Below are 21,712 nucleotides of genomic sequence, written 5' to 3'. Positions count from 1 at the left end.
GCGGCGCGCAGACCGGACCGAAGTACCGTGGTGGCTCTCCGTACGGAGGTTCGGCTGCGCGCCACCAATCAATCCAAATTATTCCTCAGATTCGCAAGCCGAACCTGATGCCGTCATAGATGGCGGCGTGGATGTTGCGCGAGGCGACTGCATCGCCGATGCGGAAGAGCACGAAGCCACTCTGCGGATTGCGCAGCGGAAAGATGTCGCCGCCATTGATCAGTTTTTCGTAATCGATCGCGCCGGCGTTCTTCGACAGCGGCTTCAGCGCCAGATAGAGATCGTCGAGCGGCAGCGTGCCGTGCTCAACCACCACCTGGTTGACCCGCCGCTCTCCGCGCCAGCCATCGGCGAAGTCGGAGGCGAGCTCGGCGATCAGCTGGTTGCCCTCGCGTCGCACCGAACGCAGCCGTGTGTTGATGGTCACCGTGACACCCTTTTCCTGGAAGGCGCGCATGTAGGGCACATGGTTCATGCCGCCCATTTCCGGGGCGAAGAAGCGCTCTGGTGAAACCAGCTCCAGCTTGGCGCCACTATTGGCGATCAGTTCGGCAGCACCCATGCCCTGATGGCCGCCATTGTCGTCATAGAGCAGTACATTCTCGGCCGGCTTGACGCTGCCGGCCATGATGTCCCAGCTCGAGGTGACGAGATTGTCGCCCGCCGTCAGAGGCGGGTTCTGCGGCAGGCCGCCGGTGGCGATCACCACGACGTCGGGCGACAGCGCCAGCACGTCGTCCTTCTCCGCCCAGGTATCGTAGCGGATCTCGACACCGAGCCGGTCGAGTTCGGCTAGACGCCAGTCGATGATGCCGATCAATTCCTTGCGGCGCGGGTTCTGCGTTGCCAGCCGCACCTGGCCGCCGGCCTGGCTCGATGCTTCCAGCACCGTCACCTGGTGCCCGCGTTCGGCGGCGACGCGCGCTGCCTCCAGCCCGCCGGCGCCGGCGCCGACGACGACCACCTTCCGCTTCGGTCCCTCGGTTTTCGGAATAATATGCGGGATATCAGCCTCGCGGCCCGTCGCCGCATTGTGGATGCACAGCGCCTCGCCGCCCTCATAGATGCGGTCGAGGCAATAGGTGGCGCCGACGCAAGGGCGGATCTCGTGCTCGCGGCCCTCCATCACCTTTCTGACGATATGCGGGTCGGCGATATGGGCACGCGTCATGCCGACCATGTCGAGCTTGCCGGCGGCGATGGCGTGGCGCGCGGTGGCGACGTCGGAAATCCGCGCCGCATGGAAGGTCGGGAATTTGGTCGCCGCCCTGATCTCGCCGGCGAAGTCGAGATGCGGCGACGACCGCATGCCGGTCACCGGAATGACTTTTGTCAGCGCGGCATCGGTCTCGATCGAGCCACGGATGATGTTGAGGAAATCGACCTTGCCGCAGTCGGCCAGCCGCCTGGCGATTTCGACGCCCTCCTGTTTCGACAGGCCTTTTTCGAAATCCTCGTCGGCGACCATGCGGATGCCGACGACGAACTTTTGGCCGACCGCGGCACGCACCGCATCGAGCACCATGCCGGTGAAGCGCAGCCGGTTGTCGAGCGAGCCGCCGAAATCGTCGTCGCGCTGGTTGGTGGCCGGCGACCAGAAGCCGTCCATCAGGTGGCCGTAGGCCTCGAATTCGATGCCGTCGAGACCGGCTGCCTGGCAGCGCTGGGCGGCCGCCGCATAGTCGGCGACGATGCGCTCGATATCCCAGTCCTCGATAATCTTGGGAAAGGCGCGATGCGCCGGTTCGCGCACCGGCGAAGCCGACAGGACCGGCAGCCAGTCGGCCTTGTTCCAACCGGTGCGGCGGCCGAGATGGGTGATCTGTATCATCACCTTGCAATCGTGCTCGTGGCAGGCATCGGTAAGCTCGGCGAGCCATGGCACGATGCGGTCGTCATAGACATGCAGATTGCCAAAAGCGGCCGGGCTGTCGCGCGAGACGATCGCCGAACCGGCGGTCATGGTCAGCGCCATGCCGCCCTTGGCCTTTTCGGCATGGTAGAGCCGGTACCGCTCCTTTGGCATGCCGTCCTCGGAATAGGCCGGCTCATGGCTGGTCGACATCACCCGGTTCTTCAGCGTCAGATGCTTGAGCTGATAGGGCTGGAGGAGCGGGTCGTTGCTAGTCATCGTCTTCCTGCTGTTTCAAATTGTGCTAATGAGCGGCAAATTTTTGTTTTTACGCATGTCGCGCTCCCAAAATCGCTGCGCAGTTTTGGGCGACATGCAGCAAGGAACCTGCTCATGACCGATACGAAAAACCTCACCCAGCTCGGCACCAACGTCGAGGCGCCACAGAGCCCTGAAGCGGCAGTCCTGGAAACCGTGCCGTTTTCGCGCGGCGACGGCCCGCCGGCCATCGTTCGCTTCACCTGCCCGGAATTCACTTCGCTCTGCCCGGTCACCGGCCAGCCGGACTTCGCCCATATCGTCATCGACTACGCACCCGATGCGCTGCTGGTGGAATCGAAGTCGCTCAAGCTGTTCATGACCTCGTTTCGCAACCATGGCGCCTTCCACGAAGAATGCACCGTCATGATCGGCCGCCGCATCATCGCCGCGACCAAGCCATTGTGGTTGCGCATCGGCGGCTACTGGTATCCGCGCGGCGGCATTCCGATCGACGTGTTCTGGCAAACCGGCGCGCCGCCGGAAGGTGTGTGGCTGCCCGACACCGGCGTCGCCCCCTATCGCGGGCGCGGGTGAGCCTGAGCTTCTGAGGAAAACACGTTGCATCAGTTGAGCGGGAGCCGCCGGTAGCGGTCGGGATTGTTCGGGTCGCTGAAATGGCCCATCGGCCCGTGTTCGGCGAAGTGGCCCGCCCAGCGCTTTATCGCAGCCGGATCGAGTTCGACGCCCAGCCCGTCACCCTCCGGCACGCGCACCGTATTGCCCGTCTGGCGGAAAGGACCGTCCTTGATGATATCGCCGATCTGCCAGCGAAACAGCGACTGCGATGCTTCGGTGATCCACGGTGTCGCCGCCACGACGTGCAGATAAGCCGATGTCATGATGCCGAGATCGTTCGAATAGCACCAGAACCCCTTGCCCATCGCCTCACAGGCGGCGATCAATTTCAGAGTTTTCGACAATCCGCCGAGTGCTGCGAAATTGCAGACGAAGTAATCCGGCGCACCGAGCGCGACTGCCCGTCTGAGATCCGGGATGTGCGTGGAGAACGGAATGCGCGAATGCTGGCGCAGCGCTGCCATCTCCTCGAAGGTCGCGACCGGATCCTCGTAATTGCGGATGTTGAACGGCTCGATCTCGCGCAGTACCCAGCGCGCTGTGGTCAGCGACCACTGCATGTTGGAATCGAGTTTGATCTGCGCCTTATCGCCAAGCGCCTCGCGCAGCATGCGCACTGTCCTGATCTCGAGCTCGGGATCGCCCATGATCAGCTTGCCCTCGAAGATCGTCGAGCCGTGCTGATCTCGCATGCCGAGACAGTAGTCGACGATCGCTTCGGCGGTCATCTCGCCGCCGGCTCCGCCTTGAGCGGGGCGAAAGGCGAAATATTCCGAAAACGGAATGTCCTTGCGCACCGCGCCGCCGAGCAGCTTATAGAGCGGCATACCGAAGACCTTGCCTCTTATATCCCACAGCGCCAGTTCGACGGCGCCGAACGCCACCGTGGCTGCGTTCTCGCCGGTGTTGGCGGTGATCTGCCAGGGCGGCACACAGCGCGCCTCGCAGTCGGCGATGTCGAGCGGATCGGCGCCAATCAGCGCCGGCGCGATCTCGGCCTTGATCACCTCGCCGAAATGCCACCATGGCGCCTCACCCAGTCCGACCACGCCTTCGTCCGTCTCGACCTCGATGATCGATTTCGAGGCGCCGCCGTAGAGACCAGCCGTCCACCAGAACGGAGCATCGAGCGGGACGTTGACGTGGGTGACGCGGATGTTGCTGATCTTCATCGGTTCCGTTCTCACTCACACTGGTATTGGCTTAGCGCCCATTCGCCGGTCACCGAGAGCAGGTCCGATATCTTCCAGTCGCCGTCGACCTTTTTGAACTTCCATTCCAGCCGGTGCGGATTGCCGGAGACGACGAAAGCGACGACGACCTTGGCCTCGTCGCCCCTGACCGCTTCGATGGTCTTCAGGCTCTTGTCGATCTCCGCCTTGTCGTATTCGGCATTGTCGAGCGCCATGTTGGGATCGAGGCACTCGCCCTGCCCCGACTTCCGCAGCGCGTCGCTCTTGTCGAGCACGGACTTTGCCGGATCGGTGAAATGGCCCCGCTGAGCCGGATCGACCTCGAGCCCGGCGTGCTCGTAGAACGGCTTCACCACCGCCGTCGGCGAGCCAGGCTGCTCGGGTGCGGCCGGCGCGTTTTCTGCCGGCGGCAAAATTGCCGGCGGAGGTGCCGCACTGTCGGCCGGCGCGCCCAACAAGCCCTGAGCGGCGGCGCTGCTCAATCCGGCCAGCAGCCACGCAGTCGCCAGAACCCAGGGACGGCGGCGGAGCACGGCATCACTCCGGCGGCTGCCCGGCCAGGCATTCGAGCGCACTCAGCGTCCAGCCGCTGGTCTTCGAGGTAATGTCGGCGATCTTCCACTGGCCGTCGACCTTTTTCAACGACCAGACCATTTCGCGTTTGGAATCATCGCCTTCCGGGAAAAGGTTGAACGTCGCCGTCACCTCGGCGCTGTCGCCATTGAGCGTTTCAGCCAGGGTCAGCGTCCTGGCCACGGTCTTCTCGTCATAGTCCTGCGCATCGAGACCAGGGGCGAAGTCGATGCAGGGAACTTCATCCGGATGGTTCTTTGCCGCGTTGTCGTTCAGTTCGAACAGTTTCGTCACCGGCGCGGTGAAGCGGTCGCGATATTGCACATCGGCCTCGAATTTGACCGACGGGACATAGAAGAACTTCACGGCGTTGGCAGCAGGGCCGGCAAACGCGGCCGCCGGCAAGGCCATCGAAAGCGCGGCAACAAAAAGTGCCAGTTTCATGCGTGTCCCCGATTGTTCACTGACGGAAGCTATCAGTACCACGCATCTTGCCTGTCGGCTTTCTTGCGGTCCATGAAATCCTGCAACGCGTCCTCTGCTGGCAACTCAGGCGTTCAGCCAGACGTTCTGGAGATCCATCTCGAAGGTTTGGTGGACACCGTAGTTCTTCACCTTCTCGTTCATGTGGCTGAACAGCTTCTGCCAAAACGGCTGAATGATGACGCCCGAATCCTGGAGGATCTGCTCGATTTCCTTCATGACCTCGCGGCGCTTCTCGACGTCGATGAGCGAGAGAGCCTGCTTGAGCTTGGCATCGAAATCAGGGTTCGAGTAGCCGGTTTCGTTCCAGGCCTCGCCGGTGCGATAGCCCAGCGCCAATACCTGAACGCCAAGCGGGCGCATGTACCAGATGGTCATCGAATAAGGATATTTCGTCCAGTCGTTCCAGAAGGTCGAACCCGGCAGCACGGTGCGCTTCACCTTGATCCCGGCATCGCGCAACTGGCCGGCAATAGCGTCGCCGGTGTTCTTTTGCCAATCGTCCTCGACGGTGATCAGTTCATGCTCGAAGTCGGCCTGCCCGGCCTCCGCCATCAGCTTCCTGGCCCCCGCGGCGTCGCGTGTCTTCTTGGGCAGCGCGTAGTATTCCGGATGAATCGGGCTGACGTGGTGGTTTTCACCAACAGTGCCTCGCCCGGCGTAGCCAAGTTCGAGCACCGCTTTGTTGTCGACGGCCATCTGGAGGGCGTTGCGAACCCGCTTGTCGTCATAGGGCTTGTTCGTGATGTTGGTCCGGGCGACAAGCGTGGTCGCTGTCGCGACCTCCGATTTTACCAGCCCCATCTTGTCGAGAATGTCTATGAAGTCGGCCGGCGTCTCGAAGTTGAGATCGATTTCGCCGGAGTCGAATGCATTTATCGAGGCGTTGAAATCGGTTCCGTAGTCGATGAATTCGACGCCGTCGAGAAGCGCTTCACCGCCCCACCACTTGCCAGTCTCACGACGCTTGACGATCGCTTTCTGGCCGACCGAATAGGACACCAGTTCGAACGGCCCGGTGCCAATCGGCTTCTCGATCGGATTGGCGCCATCGGCGTCGAAGTTGCGATGGACCACGAGCGCCGGATAGTCGGTGAAGTTCGGGATCAGCGAGATGTCCGGTTCGTTCAGCTTCAGCTTCACCGTGTTGTCGTCGACCTTGGTGATCGCCCCTTCCCTGGCCTTGCCGGTCTTTGCATCGATCAGCGCACCAACGCGCGCGGCCATGGAATTGCCGGCGGTAGCCTTCTCGCACCAGCGCGTCAGATTGTAGACCACGTCATCGGCGCCGAAAGCATCGCCGTTGTTCCAGGTTATGCCCTTGCGCACATGCAGCACGTATTCGGTGGCGTCGTCGTTGACCTCCCAGCTTTCAAGCAGAACCGGCTCGAATGTGAACTGGCGGGTGTAGCGGACAAGCGGCTCGAGCCAGCAGCGTGAAATGTTCGCAAGTTCCACCCAGTCGTAAGTGCGCGGATCCTTTTGTGCCTTCACCGACATCGAAACGTGGAGCGTGCCGCCTTTCTTCGGCTCTTCAGCCAAAGCCCGCTGCGGCACGGCAAGGCCGATCATGCCGTAGGCAAAGGCCGTCGATGCGCCGAAGGCGCTTGCCAGAGCCAGAAACTCGCGCCGATCCACACGACCTGCACGAGCCTCGCTGGCCATCGCTTCGATGGCGCTCGGTACGCGATCACCGTTGCTTCTGAAGAGTGTCATTTTTTCCTCCGTTATGGTTCCCATCGGGTCTTCGCCCGTTATCAACTAACGCTGTCCGGCAGTTTCTCCTCGCGCCGCGCAATCAAATCTTTGAGACCATCGGCGATGCCCTCATCGAGCTTCGGCTCCTCGTAATCGGCGAGCATGTTGCGTGCTTTCTCGCGGCCGCGGGTGTCGTGGTCCTTTGCGCCTTCCGCCTTCCACTGTTCGTACGAATTGAAGTCCATGATGCTGGGGATGAAGAAGGCGGACTCGAAATGTTCGAGCGTGTGCTGGGTGCCAAGGAAATGGCCCTGCGGTCCGACCTCGCGGATCGCCGCCATAGCCTCCTTGAAATCGTCGAATGGCAGCCCGCCAGCATATTTGTACCAGCCGACAAGCTGCTCGCAGTCGGTCGCAAATTTCGAATAGCCGCAGGTCAGGCCGGCCTCGAGCCAACCGGCGGAGTGCCAGATGTAGTTGGCGCCGGCAAGGATGGCCGCATGCATCAGCATGTTCGCCTCGTAGCCCGCCTGGGCGTCATTCAGCTTCGAGCCGACATGGAAACCGGACGTGCGCCACGGCAGCCGATACTTCCGCGCCAGTGCGCCCATGAGATACATCATCTGGGCAGCCTCCGGCGTGCCGCCCATGGGAGCGCCGGTCTTCATGTCGACCGTCACCATGAACTGTCCGTAGATCTGCGGCGAACCCGGACGCAAGAGCTGTGTGAACGCGACGCCCGCCAGCGCTTCGGCATTGACCTGCGCGACCGCACCGACGGCAGAGGCCGAAGTCGAGGCGCCGCAAAGGGCGAACGGCGCGAGGATCAGCGGCTGGTTGTGGCGCGCATAGACTTTCATCGCGTCCAGCATGGTGGCGTCCCAGACCAGCGGCGAATTGCAGTTGGTGATGGCCACCAGGACTGGGTTGTCGCGGACATAGTCCTCGCCGAACACGATGCCTGCCATCGCCATCGTGTCTTCGGCTCGATCCTTGGAGGTCACGATGCCCATGAACGGCTTGTCGGAGTGCTTCAGCGCCGAATGGATGATGTGGAGGTGACGCTTCGGCACCGCGATTTCCATCGGCTCGCAAATGATCGAGCTCGACGAATGCAGTGCCGGCGCCATGTAGGCGAGCTTGTGGAAATTGTTGAGGTCGGCGAGTGTGCCGTAGCGCCTGTTGTTGTCGAGGTCGCGCACGTAAGGCGCCCCGTACATCGGCACGAAGATGGAGTTGTTTCCACCCACACGTACGGAACGCTGGGGATTCCTCGCATTGAGCGTGAACTCCGACGGGACCTTCGATACGAGGTCCATCAGCAGGGCGCGGTCTATGCGGACCCTTGTCTCCGAGACATCGGCGCCCGCCGCCTTCCACATTGCGATAGCCTCGTCGTCGCGGAACTCGCATCCCACCTCTTCGAGGATGCTGAGCGATTCCTGGTGGATGAGCTCCACCGCCTCGTCCGGGACCATCTGATACACCGGAATCTTGCGAACCAGGGTCGGAAATGACGCTACGGGAGCTCCCCGCAGCGCCTTGCGTCCCAGGCGGCCACCCGCGCGACGATTGGTGTGTTCGCTCACTTCAACGGCCGGTGCGTTCATGGAGGCTCCATATTCCTGTTGGCAACCAATCTAGTCAGACAAAATGCAGCTGTGACGCTGGAAAATCCTGATCTCTTGTATAAGCTCAGCTTATGCGAAACTTACGCCACCTGCTGCCGTCGGCCGGCAGCCTGATCGTCTTCGAGGCCGCCGGGCGGCTGTCGAGCTTTACCGCCGCCGGGCGCGAGCTCGGCATGACGCAGGCTGCCGTCTCCTATGCGATCCGTGGGCTCGAACAGCAGCTCGGCGCGAAACTCTTCCAGCGCCGCCATCGGCAAGTCAGCCTTACCGAAGCCGGCGACCGCTTTCATGCTGACGTCTCGCTCGGCCTGTCGCACATCCGCAAGTCGGCGGAGGATCTGCGCCAGATCGCCGTCGGCGCTCATGTGACGCTCGCCGCCTCGACGGCCTTCGCCTCGTTCTGGATGATGCCGCGCCTGCAGCAGTTTCGCGACGAATTGCCGGGCATCGACCTGCGCATCCAGACCGCCGACCGCGATCTCGACATCATCGCCGAGGATATCCCGCTCGGTGTCCGCGGCGGCGAGCCCAGGGAATGGCCGGATTATCATTCGCTGCCGCTGGCCGATGAAGTGATATTCCCCGTCGCCGGCGTTAGTTATGTGGCCCGGTTCGGGCTGCCGGAGAGCGTCGCGGACCTTCCATCGCACCGCCTCATTCATCTCGAAGAGCCGTTTCGCGAGGCCGCCAGCTGGGACGAGTGGTTCGCCTCGGCCGGTGTCGACATCGCCGATGCCGGGCGTGGCTTGCGTATCAACGACTATGCGCTGGTGATCCAGGCAGTGATGGAAGGGCAAGGCATCGCGCTCGGCTGGGGTCACCTCGCCGAGCGGCTGCTGGCATCAGGGCTGCTGGTGCGCGTCACCGGCCACACGATGACGACCGGCAAGGGCTTTCATGTCATCTGGTCGAGGAACCGCGAGCTCAGCGACAACGCCCGCAAGGTACGGGACTGGCTGGCGGCGCAGGCGTGAGGCCGATAAATGCCCAGTCACACCGTCACGACGATCTTGCCGAATTGTTCGTTGGACTCGAGATAACGGTGCGCCTCGACGATCTGGTCGAACGGAAAGGTTCTGGCGATTGCCGGCTTCAGCGAGCCGGTGATCAGCCCGTCAAGGATGAATGTCTTGGCGGCCTGCAGCCGGGCCGGATCGCGCACGATCTCGTGGACGAGATAGCCGCGCAGCGTCAGTGTCTTGGCCAGCACTGCAGGTAGCGGAAAAGGTGTCGGGTCGAGGCTCAAGCCGCCATATTCGATGAGAATGCCACCCGGCGACGTCGCTGCCGTCAGAGGCTCGAAGATCGGCCCGCCGACGGCGTCGAACACCACGCGCACGCCGTCCGGGCCGGCGATTTCCTTCAGCCTGGCTGCCAGATCCTCCTCTGCCGAGGCGATGACATGGGCCGCGCCGAACTCAAGCAAAGCCCGCTTCTTGGCAAATGTCCGTGTGACCGCGATTGGGGTCGCGCCAACCAGGTTGACGATCTGGATCGCCGCAAGTCCGACGCTGCTCGAGGCCGCGGTGATGACGACAAAGTCCTGCCTGCCAAGTTTGGCAATGTCGATCAGCGCGCCGTAGGCCGTGAGATATTGCATCCACGCGGCGGCGGCTTCTTCCCAACTCAGCGATGCTGGGTGCTTGACGACGAGCTCGGCGGGATACGTGGCAATCTCACCATAGGCAGGCCAGCGGGCCATCGACAATGGCGGAACGATGCTGACGGCATCGCCCCGCGCAAACCCATCCACGCCTTCACCGACCATCTCGACGATACCTGCCGCCTCGAGCCCAAGACCGGAAGGCAACGGCGCGGTCTGGATGTAGGTCCCCGAACGCAGCAGCGCCTCGGCCCGGTTTATACCCAACGCCTTAACACGGATCTGGACCTCGCCCCGCCCAGGCGCAGGCATTTCAACATTCTCGATGCGCAGAACCTCGGGACCACCAAGCTCATAAAAACGAACGACACGCGCCATCGGTCATAACTCCAAAAGATTTGAACTGAATGTGCTATGCCAGCGGCGATCAGGCAGATAAATAGCTGCTTGAGTAGAGCAATAGAAACTGACAGTTTTGAATATGGATCGCCTTACCAGCATGGCCGTGTTCGTCAAAGCCGTCGACCTTGGCTCGTTCGCGGCCGCGGCGGCGGCTCTTGATCTGTCCGGGCCGATGATCGGCAAGCATGTCCGGTTTCTCGAGGAGCGCCTGGGCGTGCGCCTCATCAACCGGACCACGCGCCGCCAAAGCCTGACCGATTTCGGGCGGGCCTATTATGAGCGCTGCCGGCTGGTGCTTGCCGAAGCGGAGGCTGCGGATGCGCTTGCCGCCGACCAGCTTGCCGAACCGCGCGGAAAGCTGCGCGTGCTCATGCCGGTGCATTTCGGCCGGCGCTGCGTTGCCCCGATCCTGTTCGGGCTTGCACAGCAATATCCGGCGCTGGAACTTGACCTGTCGTTCAGCGACGCCATCGCCGACCTCGCAGAGGACGGCTGCGACCTTGCCATCCGAACGGGCGACCTGGAGGACCAGGCCGGGGTGATAGCGCGTCGTATCGCGCGCCAGCACATGGTCGTCTGCGCGTCGCCGTCCTATCTCGACAGGCACGGCGAGCCACAGGAAATAGATGACCTCGGCAGCCATCATGCGATCATCTACCGCCGGTCCGGGCGTGCCGTTCAGCCGTGGCTATTTCCGCGCAACGGCGACCCCGCGATTGAGGTCAGGCCAGTCAGCAGATTGCGGCTCGACGACCTCGATGCCATCGCCGATGCCGCGGCCGCCGGCATGGGGCTCGCCTGGCTGCCCTACTGGCTGGTTCGCCAGCGCATCCAGGCGGGCATGCTTGTCCCGCTATTGCCGGAACAATCCCGGTTTCTCTACGACGTTCATGCCCTGTGGTTGCAGACGCCTCATCTGCCGATGAAAGTCCGCCTTGCCGTCGATGCTTTGGCGGCAGCGCTGCCCAAGCTCATGAGTTGAAGTGCACGGCCGCGGTCAGCTGCGTGGATTTCCTCAATTCCGCCCTCCCGCATCGACCACGAATCCGCCTATAGTGCCCCATGCCCATCCGCCAGCTTTCCGAAACGATGATCAACCAGATCGCCGCCGGCGAAGTCATCGAGCGTCCGGCAAGCGTGGTCAAGGAACTGGTCGAGAATGCACTCGACGCCGGCGCGACGCGCGTAGAGATCGTCACCGCCGGCGGCGGGCTGAACCTGATCCGCGTCAGCGACGACGGCTCGGGCATTCCGGAAAAGGAACTGGCGCTGGCGATCGCGCGCCATTGCACCTCCAAGCTCGCCGACAACATTCACGACATTCGCTCGCTTGGCTTCCGCGGCGAGGCTTTGCCGTCGATCGGCTCGGTGGCGCGGCTGTCGATCCGCTCGCGCACCGCGTCCAGTGAAAACGCCGCCGAGATCGGCATCGACGGCGGCCGCGTCTCCGCCGTCAGGCCGGCGGCGGCCAATCGCGGCACCACGGTCGAGGTGCGCGACCTGTTCTTCGCCACGCCGGCGCGGCTCAAATTCATGAAGGGCGAGCGCGCCGAAAGCTCGGCCATAGGCGACGTGGTCAAGCGCATCGCCATTGCCTTCCCCGCCGTGCGCTTCACCCTTGCCGGCCCGGACCGCTCGACGCTGGAATTGCCGGCGACCTACGACAGCCCGGAAGGCCGGCTGCGTCGGGTGGCACAGGTGATGGGCGCCGACTTTCCCGACAATGCGATTGCCATCGACGCGGTGCGGGACGGCGTGCGTCTCGCCGGCCATGTCTCGGTCCCCTCCTTCACCCGCGCCAACGCGCTGCAGCAATACGCTTATGTCAACGGCCGCCCGGTGCGTGACAAACTGATCGCCGGCGCCATTCGCGGCGCCTTCGCCGACGTGCTGCCGCGCGACCGCCATGCCGTCACCGTGCTGTTCCTGACGCTCGATTCGGCGATCGTCGACGTCAACGTCCACCCGGCCAAGGCAGACGTGCGCTTCCGAGACCCGGGGCTGGTGCGCGGGCTGATCGTCGGCGCCATCCGCGAAGCGCTGGCCAATGCCGGCATCCGCGCCGCCACCACAGGGGCCGCCGGCATGATGGCAGCGTTCCGGCCAGGCGCCGCATCCTATGCGCATGGCGGCCCGGCCAACGGCCATCGTAGCTACGAGGCCACCTATCGGGCCTCCGGCTTTGCGGGTTTCGATCCGGCCCGTTCGCCGCAGCGGCCGCTCGATATGGGCTCTGCAAATGGCGGGCTCGGCGAGGACGAGCAGACGGCCTTCGACGCCGGACCGCTGCACAGTGCCGACGCGCGCGCCGGGCAAAACGAAGCGGCGGAGACGCTGCTCGGTACGGCGCTGGGCGCCGCGCGCGCGCAAGTGCACGAGAACTATATCGTTGCCCAGACCAGGGATTCGCTTGTCATCGTCGACCAGCACGCGGCGCATGAGCGGCTGGTCTACGAGGCCTTGAAGAACGCCCTCCACTCACGCGCGGTGCCGTCGCAGATGCTGCTGCTGCCCGAGATCGTCGATCTGCCGGAGGAAGACGCCGAACGGCTCGCCATGCACTCCGAGACGCTGGCCCGCTTCGGCCTCGGTATCGAGCGCTTCGGCCCCGGTGCCGTCGCGGTGCGCGAGACGCCGTCGATGCTCGGCGAGACCAACGTCCAGCAGCTGGTGCGGGACCTCGCCGACGAGATCGCCGACAACGACACGGTCGACACGCTGAAGGAGCGGCTGGACAAAATAGCCGCGACCATGGCCTGCCACGGCTCGGTGCGTTCCGGCCGCCTGCTCAAGGCCGAAGAGATGAACGCGCTGCTGCGCCAGATGGAGGCGACGCCCGGCTCCGGCACCTGCAACCATGGCCGCCCGACCTACATCGAGCTCAAGCTGGCGGATATTGAGAGATTGTTCCGGCGGCGGTAGGGCCTGCGGCTTACGACGTCCGCTGGCGCAGCCCCTCTCCGGCCGCTCCGCGGCCACCTCTCCCCCACTTTAGTGGGGGCGAGGAAACGCCAATCGCCAAAGGCCGCAACCTCGGAAACCTTGGGTTCCTCGCCCCACAAGGTGGGGAGAGGTGGTTTGCGAAGCAAACCGGAGAGGGGAAATCAAAAAGAGCCGTTCGATACGGCTTTTTTGATTCACGCAAGCCTTCGTACCCGCTGATTCACCTCTTCAAATTCACCACGATGACACCGCCGAGCGCCAGTGCGCCGCCGATGATGCCGAGCAGCGTCGGCACCTCGCCCAGCCAGAAGAAGCCGATCAGCGTCGCCACCGGCGACACCAGATAGAGGAAGTTCGAGGCGCGTGCGGCGGGCAGCCGGGAAAGCGCTGTTGCCCACGCGGCATAGGCGATCAGGCTGGGCACGATGCCGAGAAAGATGACCGCGCCGAGCCCGGCGGTATCGGCGACCGCCGCCTGCGCCAGACCGTTCGGCAGGAACGGCGACAGGCAGAGCGCGCCAAGCACCATGTTCGAGGCCGAGATGGTCAGCGGGTGGTGGCGACCAAACAGCGGCTTCTGGACGATGGTGTTGACGGCCGAGCACAGCGCCGAGCCGAGGACAAGCAGCGCACCATTGTTGAAATGCAGCCCTTGCCCCTCGCCCATGGCGATGATCCCGATGCCGGCGAAGGACAGGAATGTGCCGGCCCAGGCCAGGCCTGAGAAGCGTTCGCCAAGCAGCGCCATGGCCATGATGGCGGTGAAGATCGGGCTGACATTGATGATGAAGCCCGCCGCGCCGGCCGAAACGGTCAGTTCGCCGAAATTGAGCATCACCGTGTAGAGCGCGACGAACACGGCACCACCGAAGACAAAGCGCCAGAGTTCGTCGAGCCTGGGCAGCGCCGGCCACTTGACCGCGAGGAAGATCGCCGCCGGAACCGCGGCGATGGCAAAGCGCAGCGCGCCGAGTTCCAGCGGCCCGAAGGCGGCAAGGCCGGCGCGGATCGCCGGAAAGGCGGAGGCCCAGCCGATCACCGTCAGCGCCACCGCGATGGCCGCCGTGGCATCCATGCGCTGTGTCGTATTCAACGTGCCGGTGTAAGCGCTCATCTCGGTGTCCTCGCGATCCAATGCCACGAAGTAGAGAAACGCTATTGTGGGCCGGTTGACAAACGAACAAATCGAGGATCACCTGTGACTATGGATCACAGCTCAGACTCGATGCTGCCGCTTGAAACGCTGCGCGCCTTCGACGCCGCGGCACGCACCGGCAGCTTTTCGGCGGCGGCCGAGAAGCTCAACATCACCCATGGCGCCGTCAGCCGGCAGATCGCCAAGCTCGAGGGCTGGCTCGGGCTAAAAGTCTTCGATCGCGGCGCGCGCGGCGTCTCGCTGACCCTCGAGGGCAACCGCCTGCATCTGCGCACCACGGAAGCCTTCGCCCTGATCGCCAGCAATTCGGATCGCTGGGTCGAGCCGCGCGGCACGGCGGTGGTGCGGCTGACCTCGATCCCTTCGGTCAGCGGGCTGTGGTTGATGCCGCGCATGGCGGCGCTGGAGAACCACCCGTCCAAGCTGCGTATCGTGCTCGATGTCGACATCCGCCAGGGCGATCTTGCCGACGAGGGCATCGACCTGTCGATCCGCTGCGGGCGCGGTCGCATTCCGGGCCGGATCTCGGTGCAGCTTTTCGAAGAATATGTGTTCCCGGTCGCCTCACCGGAATTGGCCAGGGAAATCGGCCGCGGCGATCCGGCCCGGCTGCTCGAATTTCCGGTGATCAACGATTCCGACGCTTCGGCGTGGCGCGCCTGGTTTGCGGCGCAGGAGATGGACTATCGGCCGCGGCCGCACGACCGCCGTTTCGAGGATTACAACCTTGTGCTCGACGCCGCCGCGCACGGGCTCGGCATTGCGCTGGCACGTCCGCCGTTGACGGTGGACCAATTGAAGTCGGGCCGCATCGTCGCCGTAGACGAACGCAGCGCGCTCAGCCCGATATCCTACTGGCTCGACCGGCCGCTGGGGCGCCCGCGCGCCGCCGCCGCCGAACTCGCCCGGCGCATCGCAGTCCAGGCCGGGCTGGCAGCGGAGAAGATCGAAGAGTTTATCATCGCCGAAGAATGAGATGCCTGAAGCGCGTCGCGTTCGACCGGCCTCATGCGACGCGCTTCAGGTTCTTGTGTTTATGCATGTCGTTATCGCAAAAACCGCTGCACACTTTTGCGCGACATGCATTGGCATCCGCTTTGCCGGCTTGTTCGAGCAAGTGTCACCAGAAACAGAACCAGGCAAGGCCAACCAAGCTTGACCTCGCCGCAATTTGTGGCGATGACATCGTCATGAATTTCGGCACCACCCCATGATGAACCGTTTCGAAGGCCCCGGCGGCAAGGAAGCCCGCATCCACTATCTCGATGGCGACTTCCAGGTGACCAGCCCCGGCGCCTTCGTGCGCTGTGCGGTGACCGGCGAGAGCATCCCGCTCGACGAGCTTAAATACTGGAGTGTCGCCAGGCAGGAACCCTATGTGAATGCCGCCGCCTCGCTGCGTCGCGAGATCGAAGCGCATCCGGAACTGCGCCGCCGACGCTAGTCCGACGCAAATGGAAGCCGCCCCGTTGCGACGCTTCGCGCCTGCCTCTGCCGCGGCGTCAGGCCGGCAACACCGAAACCTTAGAGATTATCCTGAAATAAAAAACCCGCCTCGAGGGCGGGTCGTCGGCGAATGATCACCATATTTAAATTAATAGCATAGCTGCCGGCACAAAGCAAGAACAAAATACGCTCGACCGGCGGAAAGCTGCAAATTCCGGTCCCGCATCGCCTCGGTGCTCGAGCTGCCGGTCAGCCTTTGAGCCGGCGCTGCCGCCAGGCATCCAGCGTCTCGTCGATGATGCGTTGCGGCACATGGTCGAGCTCGAAGACGGTGTCGATCTCCAGCACGTCGAGCCGGTCGAGGAATTCCGGCGGTGCTGCGCCGTGACGCAGGCGGGCAGCGTCCTTGGCGGTGGTAATGAGGCCAAGCCCGGCTTTACGTGCGGTCGCCGCCAATTCGGCAAGCTCGTCCGCACTGTAGAAATGATGGTCAGGAAATGGTCGGGTCAGCGCAAGCTCGCCGCCGGCCTCGGTTACCGTGTCGAAAAACTTGTCGGGATGGCCGATGCCGGCGAATGCCAGGAACCGCCTGCCGGCCAGCGTCACGTTGCTGCTCGGGGCAGTGTGCGCCTCGAAGATCGGCCTGCCGGCGCGCGCTGCCTGGCGCACGACCGTATCGGCCGCGGTGCCCTCGCCCATCTTCAGCAAGGCGCTGGTGAAGACCAATTGGTCGACGATGTTTGCCCGCAGCGGCCCGCCGGGGATGACGCGGCCATTGCCGATGCCATGGCGCGCGTCGACGACGACCAGCGCATAGTCGATGTGGATGCGCGCGCTCTGAAAACCATCATCCATGATCAGGAAATCGCAGCCGAGCTTCTCCAGCAGAAGCCTGGCGCCGGCGGCCCGGTTCGGCGTCACCGCGACCGGCGCGTGTTCGGCCAGAAGCAGCGGCTCGTCGCCGACATGCTTGGCGGCGTCGTGGTGCGGATCGACGATATGTGGCTGCGCGAAGGAGCCGCCATGGCCGCGCGACAGGAAACCGGGATTGAGCTGCATGCGCCTGGCCTGCTCGGCCAATGCGATCGCCACCGGCGTCTTGCCGGTGCCGCCGACGGTGAAGTTACCGACGCAGAGCACCGGCGCCTCGACTTTTTCGCGCGGCGCGTGCCGCAAGCGGCGACCGGCGACAAGCGCATAGACGGCGGAGAGCGGCGACAGCGCCGCGACCCGCCAGTCCGGCTCTTCCCACCAGAAGGGCGGCGCTTCCGAGGTCACGTCAGCGCCCGTTCGCGCCCTTCAGGCGCGACTTGACGACCAGCGGCTGGATATAGGGCTCGAGCGACCTGAGCGTATGTGCCAGCGCACCGCGCATCTCGTCGACGGTCGCCGCACCCGCCGCCATCATTTCGTGACGAGCCGCCTCGTTGGTCAAAAGGAAATTGACGGCGCCGGCCAGCATATCGCGGTCGCGCACCAGCTTGGCGCCGCCACTGTCGAGCAGACGCTGATAGGCCTCGCGAAAATTCTGGACGTTGCGGCCGGCAAGCACCGCTGTCTCCAGCATGGCCGGTTCCAGCGGGTTCTGGCCGCCCTCGGAAGTCAGCGAACGGCCGACAAAGGCGATTTCCGTCAGCCTCAGATAAAGCCCCATCTCGCCGATCGTGTCGCCGAGCAGAATATCGGTATCGGCGGTGATCCTGTCGCCCTTGCTGCGCTGCGCCAGCTTCAGGCCCATTCCGGAAATCTGGGCGGCCAGCTGCCCGGCGCGATCGGGATGGCGCGGCACGATGATGGTCAAAAGCCCGTGGTGGCGCTTGTGCAGCATGGCGTGAACTTCGGCGGCAACCGCCTCTTCGCCGTCATGGGTCGAGATCGCCGCCCAGGTCGGGCGGCCGCCGATCTGGCGTTTCAGCGCCGCCAGTGCCCGTTCGTCGACCGGCGGCGGCGCGGTGTCGACCTTGAGATTGCCGGACACGGTGACCGGCCGGGCGCCGAGCGAAAGGAAGCGCTCGCCATCGAGGTCCGACTGGGCGACGACATGGGCAAGATTTTCGAACAATGCTTCGGCAATGTTGGCGCGCTTCTTCCAGGATTTGAAGGAGCGGTCGGACAGCCTGCCGTTGACCAGAACCTGCGGCACGCGGCGGGCGCCGAGTTCCAGGATGGTCATCGGCCAGATCTCCGATTCGGCGATGATCGCCAGGTCCGGCTGCCAATGGTCGAGGAAGCGGCTGACCGCCGGCTTGAGGTCGAGCGGCACATATTGGTGGATGATGCGGTCGCCCAGCCGTTCTTCGGCGACCTGCGCCGAGGTGACGGTGCCCGTCGTCAGCACGACGTTGACGCCGTAATCGAGAATGCTCTCGACCAGCGGCACGACGGCGATGGTCTCGCCGACGCTGGCTGCATGGATCCAGATCACCGGGCCTTCGGGGCGCTCGCGTCCGGCGACGCCGTAGCGTTCACGCCGGCGAATGCGATCCTCCTTGCCTCTGGATGTGCGCCAGGCGACATAAGGTCCGACCAGCGGGTAAGCGGCGGCCCCGGCGAAGCGGTATGCCGTCAGGAAGGCGCGCGCCCAGCGCATACTCATTTCGAACCGTCCACAAGGCGATAGGCCTCGGCGGTCGCGGCATTGAGCGAGGCCGTGACCTCCTGGCGCTTGCGTTCCATTTCCGCGGCGTCTGCGTTGGCCGGCACGAAGACAGGCGTGCCGACGACAATCGAGGAGCGGCCGAAAGGCAAGTTGATCGTCGTCTTGTCCCAGCTGCCCTCGATCACCTTGCGGCGGCTGGTGGCTATTGCGGCAGGCAGGATCGGCCGGCCGGACAGCCGCGCCAGGAGGACGACGCCGAGCCCCGCATCGCGCGGCGTGCCGTGGGGAATATCAGCTATCATGGCGACATTCTTGCCGGTGGCGAGCGACTTTTTGAGGGCGATGAGCGCCTTGGCGCCGCCCTTGTCGAGATGCCTTGCGCTTTCGCGCCCACCAGAGCCGCGCACCGCCTCGATGCCGAATTTCTCGACCATCAGCGCGTTGAGCTCGGCATCGGCGCTGCGCGACACCATGGCAACCAGCGGCCGTCCCTTGGGATAATAGGCCGGGGTCAGCAGGTGCTGGCCGTGCCAGAGCGCGATGATGCCAGGCTCGAACTGCGCATAGGCGCCGCCGGAAAACTTGGCCGATCCGTCGACCATGCGGTTGGTCAAGCGGACAAGGCGGACGAAATACGCAAACAGGGCGGCAAGCGCATTCTTGACGAATCGCGACTGCGCCAGCGGTTCGCGGATCTTGCGCCAGAACGTCTTCGGCTTGCGACGTCTGACCGCCGACCGCGGGGCTGATCGCTTGACCGCTTCATGGTTCATCGATGTCAACCGGCAGCCTTGTTTTCGGGATCGAGCAGGCGGTGCAGGTGAACGACGAAGTAACGCATATGGGCATTGTCGACGCTGGCTTGCGCCTTGGCCTTCCAGACAGCGTGCGCCGATTGATAGTCCGGATAGACGCCGACAATATCGAGCGCGTCGAGATCGCGGAATTCGGTGCCGCCCAGCTTCTTGAGTTCGCCGCCGAACACCAGGTGCAAAAGCTGTTTCTTTCCGTCTTCAGCGGCCATGTCGATCCTTCACATATCGTGAGTTTGGGACAGGTCTAGACCAAAGCCGCCGACTTTGGAACTATTGATAGTCGTCAATTGTCCAGCCCGGCGATGACGCCGGCGAGCACGGCGAGAAGTTCGCCGCTGCCGGCGGCGAGCGGTCCGTGACGGATCACTTCGCCGGCATAGAGCGGCGCGCGGCCGTGCCGATCGAGCAAGGCGCCGCCTGCCTCGCGCAGGATGAGATCGGCCGCGGCGATGTCCCAGTCATGCGCGTTGGCCTTGACGAAGGTGGCATCGAGCTGGCCCCCGGCGATCATCGCCAGCCGGTAGGCGAGCGAAGGAATATAAGGCACTCGCTTCAGCCGCTTGTGCCATTTCGCCGGCAGCAGGTCGATCATCGGCTTCGGTCCGGCGATTTCGGCCGTTTCCGACGGCGGACGCACGCTGATGCGCTTGCCATTCAGGAATGCGCCCTCGCCCGGCAGCGCCCAATAGATTTCGCCCTTCGCCGGGCAGTCGAGCACGCCGGCGAGCGTGCGGCCGTTCTCGACCACAGCGACGCTGACGCACCATGTCGGCAGACCTTCGAGGAAGCCGCGCGTGCCGTCGATCGGATCGACGACGAAGGTGCGGCGCGCGACGAGCCTTACCGGGTCGTCGACGGTTTCCTCCGACAGCCAGCCATAGTCCGGCCGGGCCGCCAGCAAGGTCTCGCGCAGATATTTGTCGGCGGCGTGATCGGCTTCGCTGACCGGCGAGGTGCCGCCCTTCATCCACACTTGCGGATTGTTGTTGAAGTACTGCATGGCAATGAGCCCCGCCTCGCGGGCGGCGTCGCGCAGCAGCTGCAGGTCTTCAGTAGCGCCGGCCGAGACGGCCGGCTCAAGCTCCGGCAAGGGTCATTCCTTCGATCAAAAGCGTGGGCGCGGCAGTGCCGAAATTGCGGTCGAGATCACTCGCCGGAACCATGTTGAGGAACATGGTCTTCAAATTGGAGGCGATGGTCACCTCGGCGACGGGATAGGCCAGCTCGCCGTTTTCGATCCAGAAGCCGGACGCGCCGCGGCTATACTCGCCCGTCACCATGTCGACGCCCTGGCCGAACACTTCGGTGACGTAGAAGCCGGTCTTGAGCGACTTGATCAGTTCTTCCGGCGTATTTTCCCCGGGCTCGATGGCGAGATTGGTCGACGATGGCGAGACCGACGAGCCGCTGCGCGAGCCGCGCCCATTGGTGACGAGACCGAGTTCCCGTGCCGCCGAGGTCGACAAGAACCAGTGGTTGAGCACGCCCTTGTCGACCATGAACAGTTTTTCGCCCTCGACGCCTTCGCCGTCGAACGGGCGCGAGGCCTGTCCACGGCGCCGGAGCGGCTCGTCGGTGACGGTGATTGCGGCCGAGGCCACCTTCTTGCCCATCATGTCGCGCAGAAAGCTGGTCTTGCGCGCCACCGCGGCGCCATTGATGGCACCGGCGAGATGGCCGGCAATGCCGCGCGCGACGCGCGGATCGAACACCACGTCGACCGGCCCGGTCGCAGCCTTGCGCGCGCCAATGCGGCGTACGGCGCGCTCACCGGCCTTGCGGCCGATGTCTTCCGGCGCGTCGAGATCGGAAAAATGCTGGCGCGAGGAGAATTCGTAGTCGCGTTCCATGCCGGTGCCCTCGCCGGCGATCACGCTGGTCGAGCGCGAAAAACGCGAGGCGACGTAATGGCCGACAAAGCCGTGCGAGGTGGCGAGCACCAGGCCGCCCAGCCCGGCACTGGCGCCGCTGCCGGCCGAATTGGTGACTCCTTTGACGGCAAGCGCCGCCGCCTCGGCGGCAAGCGCTGCTTCCTTCAACTGGTCCGCCGATACCTTTGTGGCATCGAACAGATCAAGGTCGCGCGGCTTCTTGACCAGCAGGACCGGATCGGCGAGCCCCTGATAGGGATCCTCGGGCGACACCTTGGCCATGGCGACGGCGCGCTCGGCCAGCATATTGGGGTCGGATGCCGCCGTTGCCGAAACGCTCGCTACCCGCTTGCCGACGAAGACGCGCAGCGAGACGTCCTCGCTCTCGGACGCCTCTGTGCCTTCGACCTTGCCGAGCCGCACCGACACGCCGGTCGAACGGCCGCGCACCGCAACCGCATCGGCGGCATCGGCGCCGGCCCGTTTGGCGGCCTCGACCAGGGCCGCGACGCGGTCGGTCAGTTTCGCTGCGTCAAGCGTATCGGTCATG

At 64.2% G+C, this 21,712-nt stretch carries 20 protein-coding genes; 6 read left to right on the top strand and 14 right to left on the bottom strand.

Annotation, left to right across the window (positions count from 1 at the left end):
• Positions 1–85: 85 nt before the first annotated feature.
• Positions 86–2,131 (bottom strand): oxidoreductase, encoded by a 2,046-nt coding sequence (locus tag NKH23_RS09790; RefSeq protein WP_352911083.1) that lies wholly within the window; start codon positions 2,129–2,131, stop codon positions 86–88.
• Between the two features lie 114 nt (positions 2,132–2,245).
• On the opposite strand from NKH23_RS09790, the gene queF reads away from it, so the two are divergent.
• A complete protein-coding gene (gene queF, locus NKH23_RS09785) occupies positions 2,246–2,707 on the top strand; it encodes a preQ(1) synthase (RefSeq protein ID WP_023674394.1) in 462 nt (153 codons plus the stop codon).
• A 29-nt stretch (positions 2,708–2,736) separates the two neighbouring features.
• Here queF and NKH23_RS09780 read toward each other — a convergent pair whose 3' ends face one another.
• The 5 genes from NKH23_RS09780 to NKH23_RS09760 form a co-directional block, all read right to left on the bottom strand.
• Positions 2,737–3,921 (bottom strand): mandelate racemase/muconate lactonizing enzyme family protein, encoded by a 1,185-nt coding sequence (locus NKH23_RS09780; RefSeq protein ID WP_353034605.1) that lies wholly within the window; start codon positions 3,919–3,921, stop codon positions 2,737–2,739.
• Positions 3,922–3,932: 11 nt separating this feature from the next.
• Positions 3,933–4,475: a hypothetical protein gene (locus NKH23_RS09775; RefSeq protein ID WP_352911086.1), complete on the bottom strand. Its 543-nt coding sequence runs from the start codon at positions 4,473–4,475 to the stop codon at positions 3,933–3,935.
• A gap of 4 nt (positions 4,476–4,479) precedes the next feature.
• Entirely contained in the window at positions 4,480–4,959 is a 480-nt protein-coding gene (locus NKH23_RS09770; RefSeq protein WP_352977377.1) for a DUF3828 domain-containing protein, read from the bottom strand.
• A 105-nt stretch (positions 4,960–5,064) separates the two neighbouring features.
• On the bottom strand, positions 5,065–6,714 hold the full coding sequence (locus NKH23_RS09765; protein WP_352911089.1) for an ABC transporter substrate-binding protein: 1,650 nt from the start codon (positions 6,712–6,714) through the stop codon (positions 5,065–5,067).
• A gap of 41 nt (positions 6,715–6,755) precedes the next feature.
• Positions 6,756–8,306, bottom strand: coding sequence for a trimethylamine methyltransferase family protein (locus tag NKH23_RS09760; protein WP_352911092.1), 1,551 nt, complete (start codon positions 8,304–8,306; stop codon positions 6,756–6,758).
• 92 nt (positions 8,307–8,398) lie between these two features.
• Between NKH23_RS09760 and NKH23_RS09755 the strand changes: the two genes are divergently transcribed.
• A complete protein-coding gene (locus tag NKH23_RS09755) occupies positions 8,399–9,301 on the top strand; it encodes a LysR substrate-binding domain-containing protein (RefSeq protein ID WP_352911095.1) in 903 nt (300 codons plus the stop codon).
• 17 nt (positions 9,302–9,318) lie between these two features.
• Here the strand turns inward: NKH23_RS09755 and NKH23_RS09750 are convergent, their stop codons facing one another.
• Entirely contained in the window at positions 9,319–10,308 is a 990-nt protein-coding gene (locus NKH23_RS09750) for a zinc-dependent alcohol dehydrogenase family protein (protein WP_352911097.1), read from the bottom strand.
• A 103-nt stretch (positions 10,309–10,411) separates the two neighbouring features.
• On the opposite strand from NKH23_RS09750, the gene NKH23_RS09745 reads away from it, so the two are divergent.
• Both NKH23_RS09745 and mutL read left to right on the top strand, forming a co-directional pair.
• Complete coding sequence (locus NKH23_RS09745) at positions 10,412–11,314, top strand: LysR family transcriptional regulator (protein WP_352911100.1); 903 nt, start codon at positions 10,412–10,414, stop codon at positions 11,312–11,314.
• Between the two features lie 80 nt (positions 11,315–11,394).
• Positions 11,395–13,254, top strand: coding sequence for a DNA mismatch repair endonuclease MutL (gene mutL, locus NKH23_RS09740; protein ID WP_352911102.1), 1,860 nt, complete (start codon positions 11,395–11,397; stop codon positions 13,252–13,254).
• A gap of 241 nt (positions 13,255–13,495) precedes the next feature.
• Here the strand turns inward: mutL and NKH23_RS09735 are convergent, their stop codons facing one another.
• Positions 13,496–14,389 carry a DMT family transporter gene (locus tag NKH23_RS09735; RefSeq protein ID WP_352911105.1) on the bottom strand — a complete coding sequence of 298 codons (894 nt, stop codon included), beginning with the start codon at positions 14,387–14,389 and terminating at the stop codon, positions 13,496–13,498.
• A 90-nt stretch (positions 14,390–14,479) separates the two neighbouring features.
• Here NKH23_RS09735 and NKH23_RS09730 point away from each other — a divergent pair, with 90 nt between their 5' ends.
• The gene (locus NKH23_RS09730; RefSeq protein WP_352911107.1) at positions 14,480–15,406 is read left to right on the top strand and encodes a LysR family transcriptional regulator; all 927 of its coding nucleotides are present in this window, start codon (positions 14,480–14,482) and stop codon (positions 15,404–15,406) included.
• Between the two features lie 235 nt (positions 15,407–15,641).
• Positions 15,642–15,875 carry a DUF2093 domain-containing protein gene (locus NKH23_RS09725; RefSeq protein ID WP_353034603.1) on the top strand — a complete coding sequence of 78 codons (234 nt, stop codon included), beginning with the start codon at positions 15,642–15,644 and terminating at the stop codon, positions 15,873–15,875.
• A gap of 251 nt (positions 15,876–16,126) precedes the next feature.
• Here the strand turns inward: NKH23_RS09725 and lpxK are convergent, their stop codons facing one another.
• The 6 genes from lpxK to NKH23_RS09695 all read right to left on the bottom strand — a co-directional run bounded on the left by lpxK (position 16,127) and on the right by NKH23_RS09695 (position 21,711).
• The gene (gene lpxK, locus NKH23_RS09720; protein ID WP_352911110.1) at positions 16,127–17,155 is read right to left on the bottom strand and encodes a tetraacyldisaccharide 4'-kinase; all 1,029 of its coding nucleotides are present in this window, start codon (positions 17,153–17,155) and stop codon (positions 16,127–16,129) included.
• A gap of 1 nt (position 17,156) precedes the next feature.
• Positions 17,157–18,473 carry a lipid IV(A) 3-deoxy-D-manno-octulosonic acid transferase gene (waaA, locus tag NKH23_RS09715; RefSeq protein ID WP_352714994.1) on the bottom strand — a complete coding sequence of 439 codons (1,317 nt, stop codon included), beginning with the start codon at positions 18,471–18,473 and terminating at the stop codon, positions 17,157–17,159.
• Positions 18,470–19,249 carry a lysophospholipid acyltransferase family protein gene (locus NKH23_RS09710; protein ID WP_352911113.1) on the bottom strand — a complete coding sequence of 260 codons (780 nt, stop codon included), beginning with the start codon at positions 19,247–19,249 and terminating at the stop codon, positions 18,470–18,472. The genes waaA and NKH23_RS09710 overlap by 4 nt, the downstream gene beginning before the upstream one ends.
• Before the next feature lie 5 nt (positions 19,250–19,254).
• Positions 19,255–19,500: a DUF4170 domain-containing protein gene (locus tag NKH23_RS09705; protein WP_352911116.1), complete on the bottom strand. Its 246-nt coding sequence runs from the start codon at positions 19,498–19,500 to the stop codon at positions 19,255–19,257.
• 74 nt (positions 19,501–19,574) lie between these two features.
• Positions 19,575–20,381 (bottom strand): 3'(2'),5'-bisphosphate nucleotidase CysQ, encoded by an 807-nt coding sequence (locus NKH23_RS09700; protein ID WP_352911118.1) that lies wholly within the window; start codon positions 20,379–20,381, stop codon positions 19,575–19,577.
• A complete protein-coding gene (locus NKH23_RS09695) occupies positions 20,368–21,711 on the bottom strand; it encodes a TldD/PmbA family protein (protein ID WP_352911121.1) in 1,344 nt (447 codons plus the stop codon). The genes NKH23_RS09700 and NKH23_RS09695 overlap by 14 nt, the downstream gene beginning before the upstream one ends.
• Position 21,712 lies beyond the last annotated feature (1 nt).

Origin of the sequence: Mesorhizobium sp. M1328 (assembly GCF_040318075.1) — a bacterium.
Lineage (GTDB): Bacteria > Pseudomonadota > Alphaproteobacteria > Rhizobiales > Rhizobiaceae > Mesorhizobium.
This window is presented reverse-complemented; position numbering and strand designations above follow the sequence as displayed.

Coding starts and splice junctions, on each gene's coding strand:
- NKH23_RS09790 (WP_352911083.1), bottom strand. CDS start 2,131: ATGACTAGCAACGACCCGCTCCTCCAGCCCTATCAGCTCAAGCATCTG.
- queF (WP_023674394.1), top strand. CDS start 2,246: ATGACCGATACGAAAAACCTCACCCAGCTCGGCACCAACGTCGAGGCG.
- NKH23_RS09780 (WP_353034605.1), bottom strand. CDS start 3,921: ATGAAGATCAGCAACATCCGCGTCACCCACGTCAACGTCCCGCTCGAT.
- NKH23_RS09770 (WP_352977377.1), bottom strand. CDS start 4,959: ATGAAACTGGCACTTTTTGTTGCCGCGCTTTCGATGGCCTTGCCGGCG.
- NKH23_RS09765 (WP_352911089.1), bottom strand. CDS start 6,714: ATGACACTCTTCAGAAGCAACGGTGATCGCGTACCGAGCGCCATCGAA.
- NKH23_RS09760 (WP_352911092.1), bottom strand. CDS start 8,306: ATGAACGCACCGGCCGTTGAAGTGAGCGAACACACCAATCGTCGCGCG.
- NKH23_RS09755 (WP_352911095.1), top strand. CDS start 8,399: ATGCGAAACTTACGCCACCTGCTGCCGTCGGCCGGCAGCCTGATCGTC.
- NKH23_RS09750 (WP_352911097.1), bottom strand. CDS start 10,308: ATGGCGCGTGTCGTTCGTTTTTATGAGCTTGGTGGTCCCGAGGTTCTG.
- NKH23_RS09745 (WP_352911100.1), top strand. CDS start 10,412: ATGGATCGCCTTACCAGCATGGCCGTGTTCGTCAAAGCCGTCGACCTT.
- mutL (WP_352911102.1), top strand. CDS start 11,395: ATGCCCATCCGCCAGCTTTCCGAAACGATGATCAACCAGATCGCCGCC.
- NKH23_RS09735 (WP_352911105.1), bottom strand. CDS start 14,389: ATGAGCGCTTACACCGGCACGTTGAATACGACACAGCGCATGGATGCC.
- NKH23_RS09730 (WP_352911107.1), top strand. CDS start 14,480: ATGGATCACAGCTCAGACTCGATGCTGCCGCTTGAAACGCTGCGCGCC.
- NKH23_RS09725 (WP_353034603.1), top strand. CDS start 15,642: ATGATGAACCGTTTCGAAGGCCCCGGCGGCAAGGAAGCCCGCATCCAC.
- waaA (WP_352714994.1), bottom strand. CDS start 18,473: ATGAGTATGCGCTGGGCGCGCGCCTTCCTGACGGCATACCGCTTCGCC.
- NKH23_RS09710 (WP_352911113.1), bottom strand. CDS start 19,249: ATGAACCATGAAGCGGTCAAGCGATCAGCCCCGCGGTCGGCGGTCAGA.
- NKH23_RS09705 (WP_352911116.1), bottom strand. CDS start 19,500: ATGGCCGCTGAAGACGGAAAGAAACAGCTTTTGCACCTGGTGTTCGGC.
- NKH23_RS09695 (WP_352911121.1), bottom strand. CDS start 21,711: ATGACCGATACGCTTGACGCAGCGAAACTGACCGACCGCGTCGCGGCC.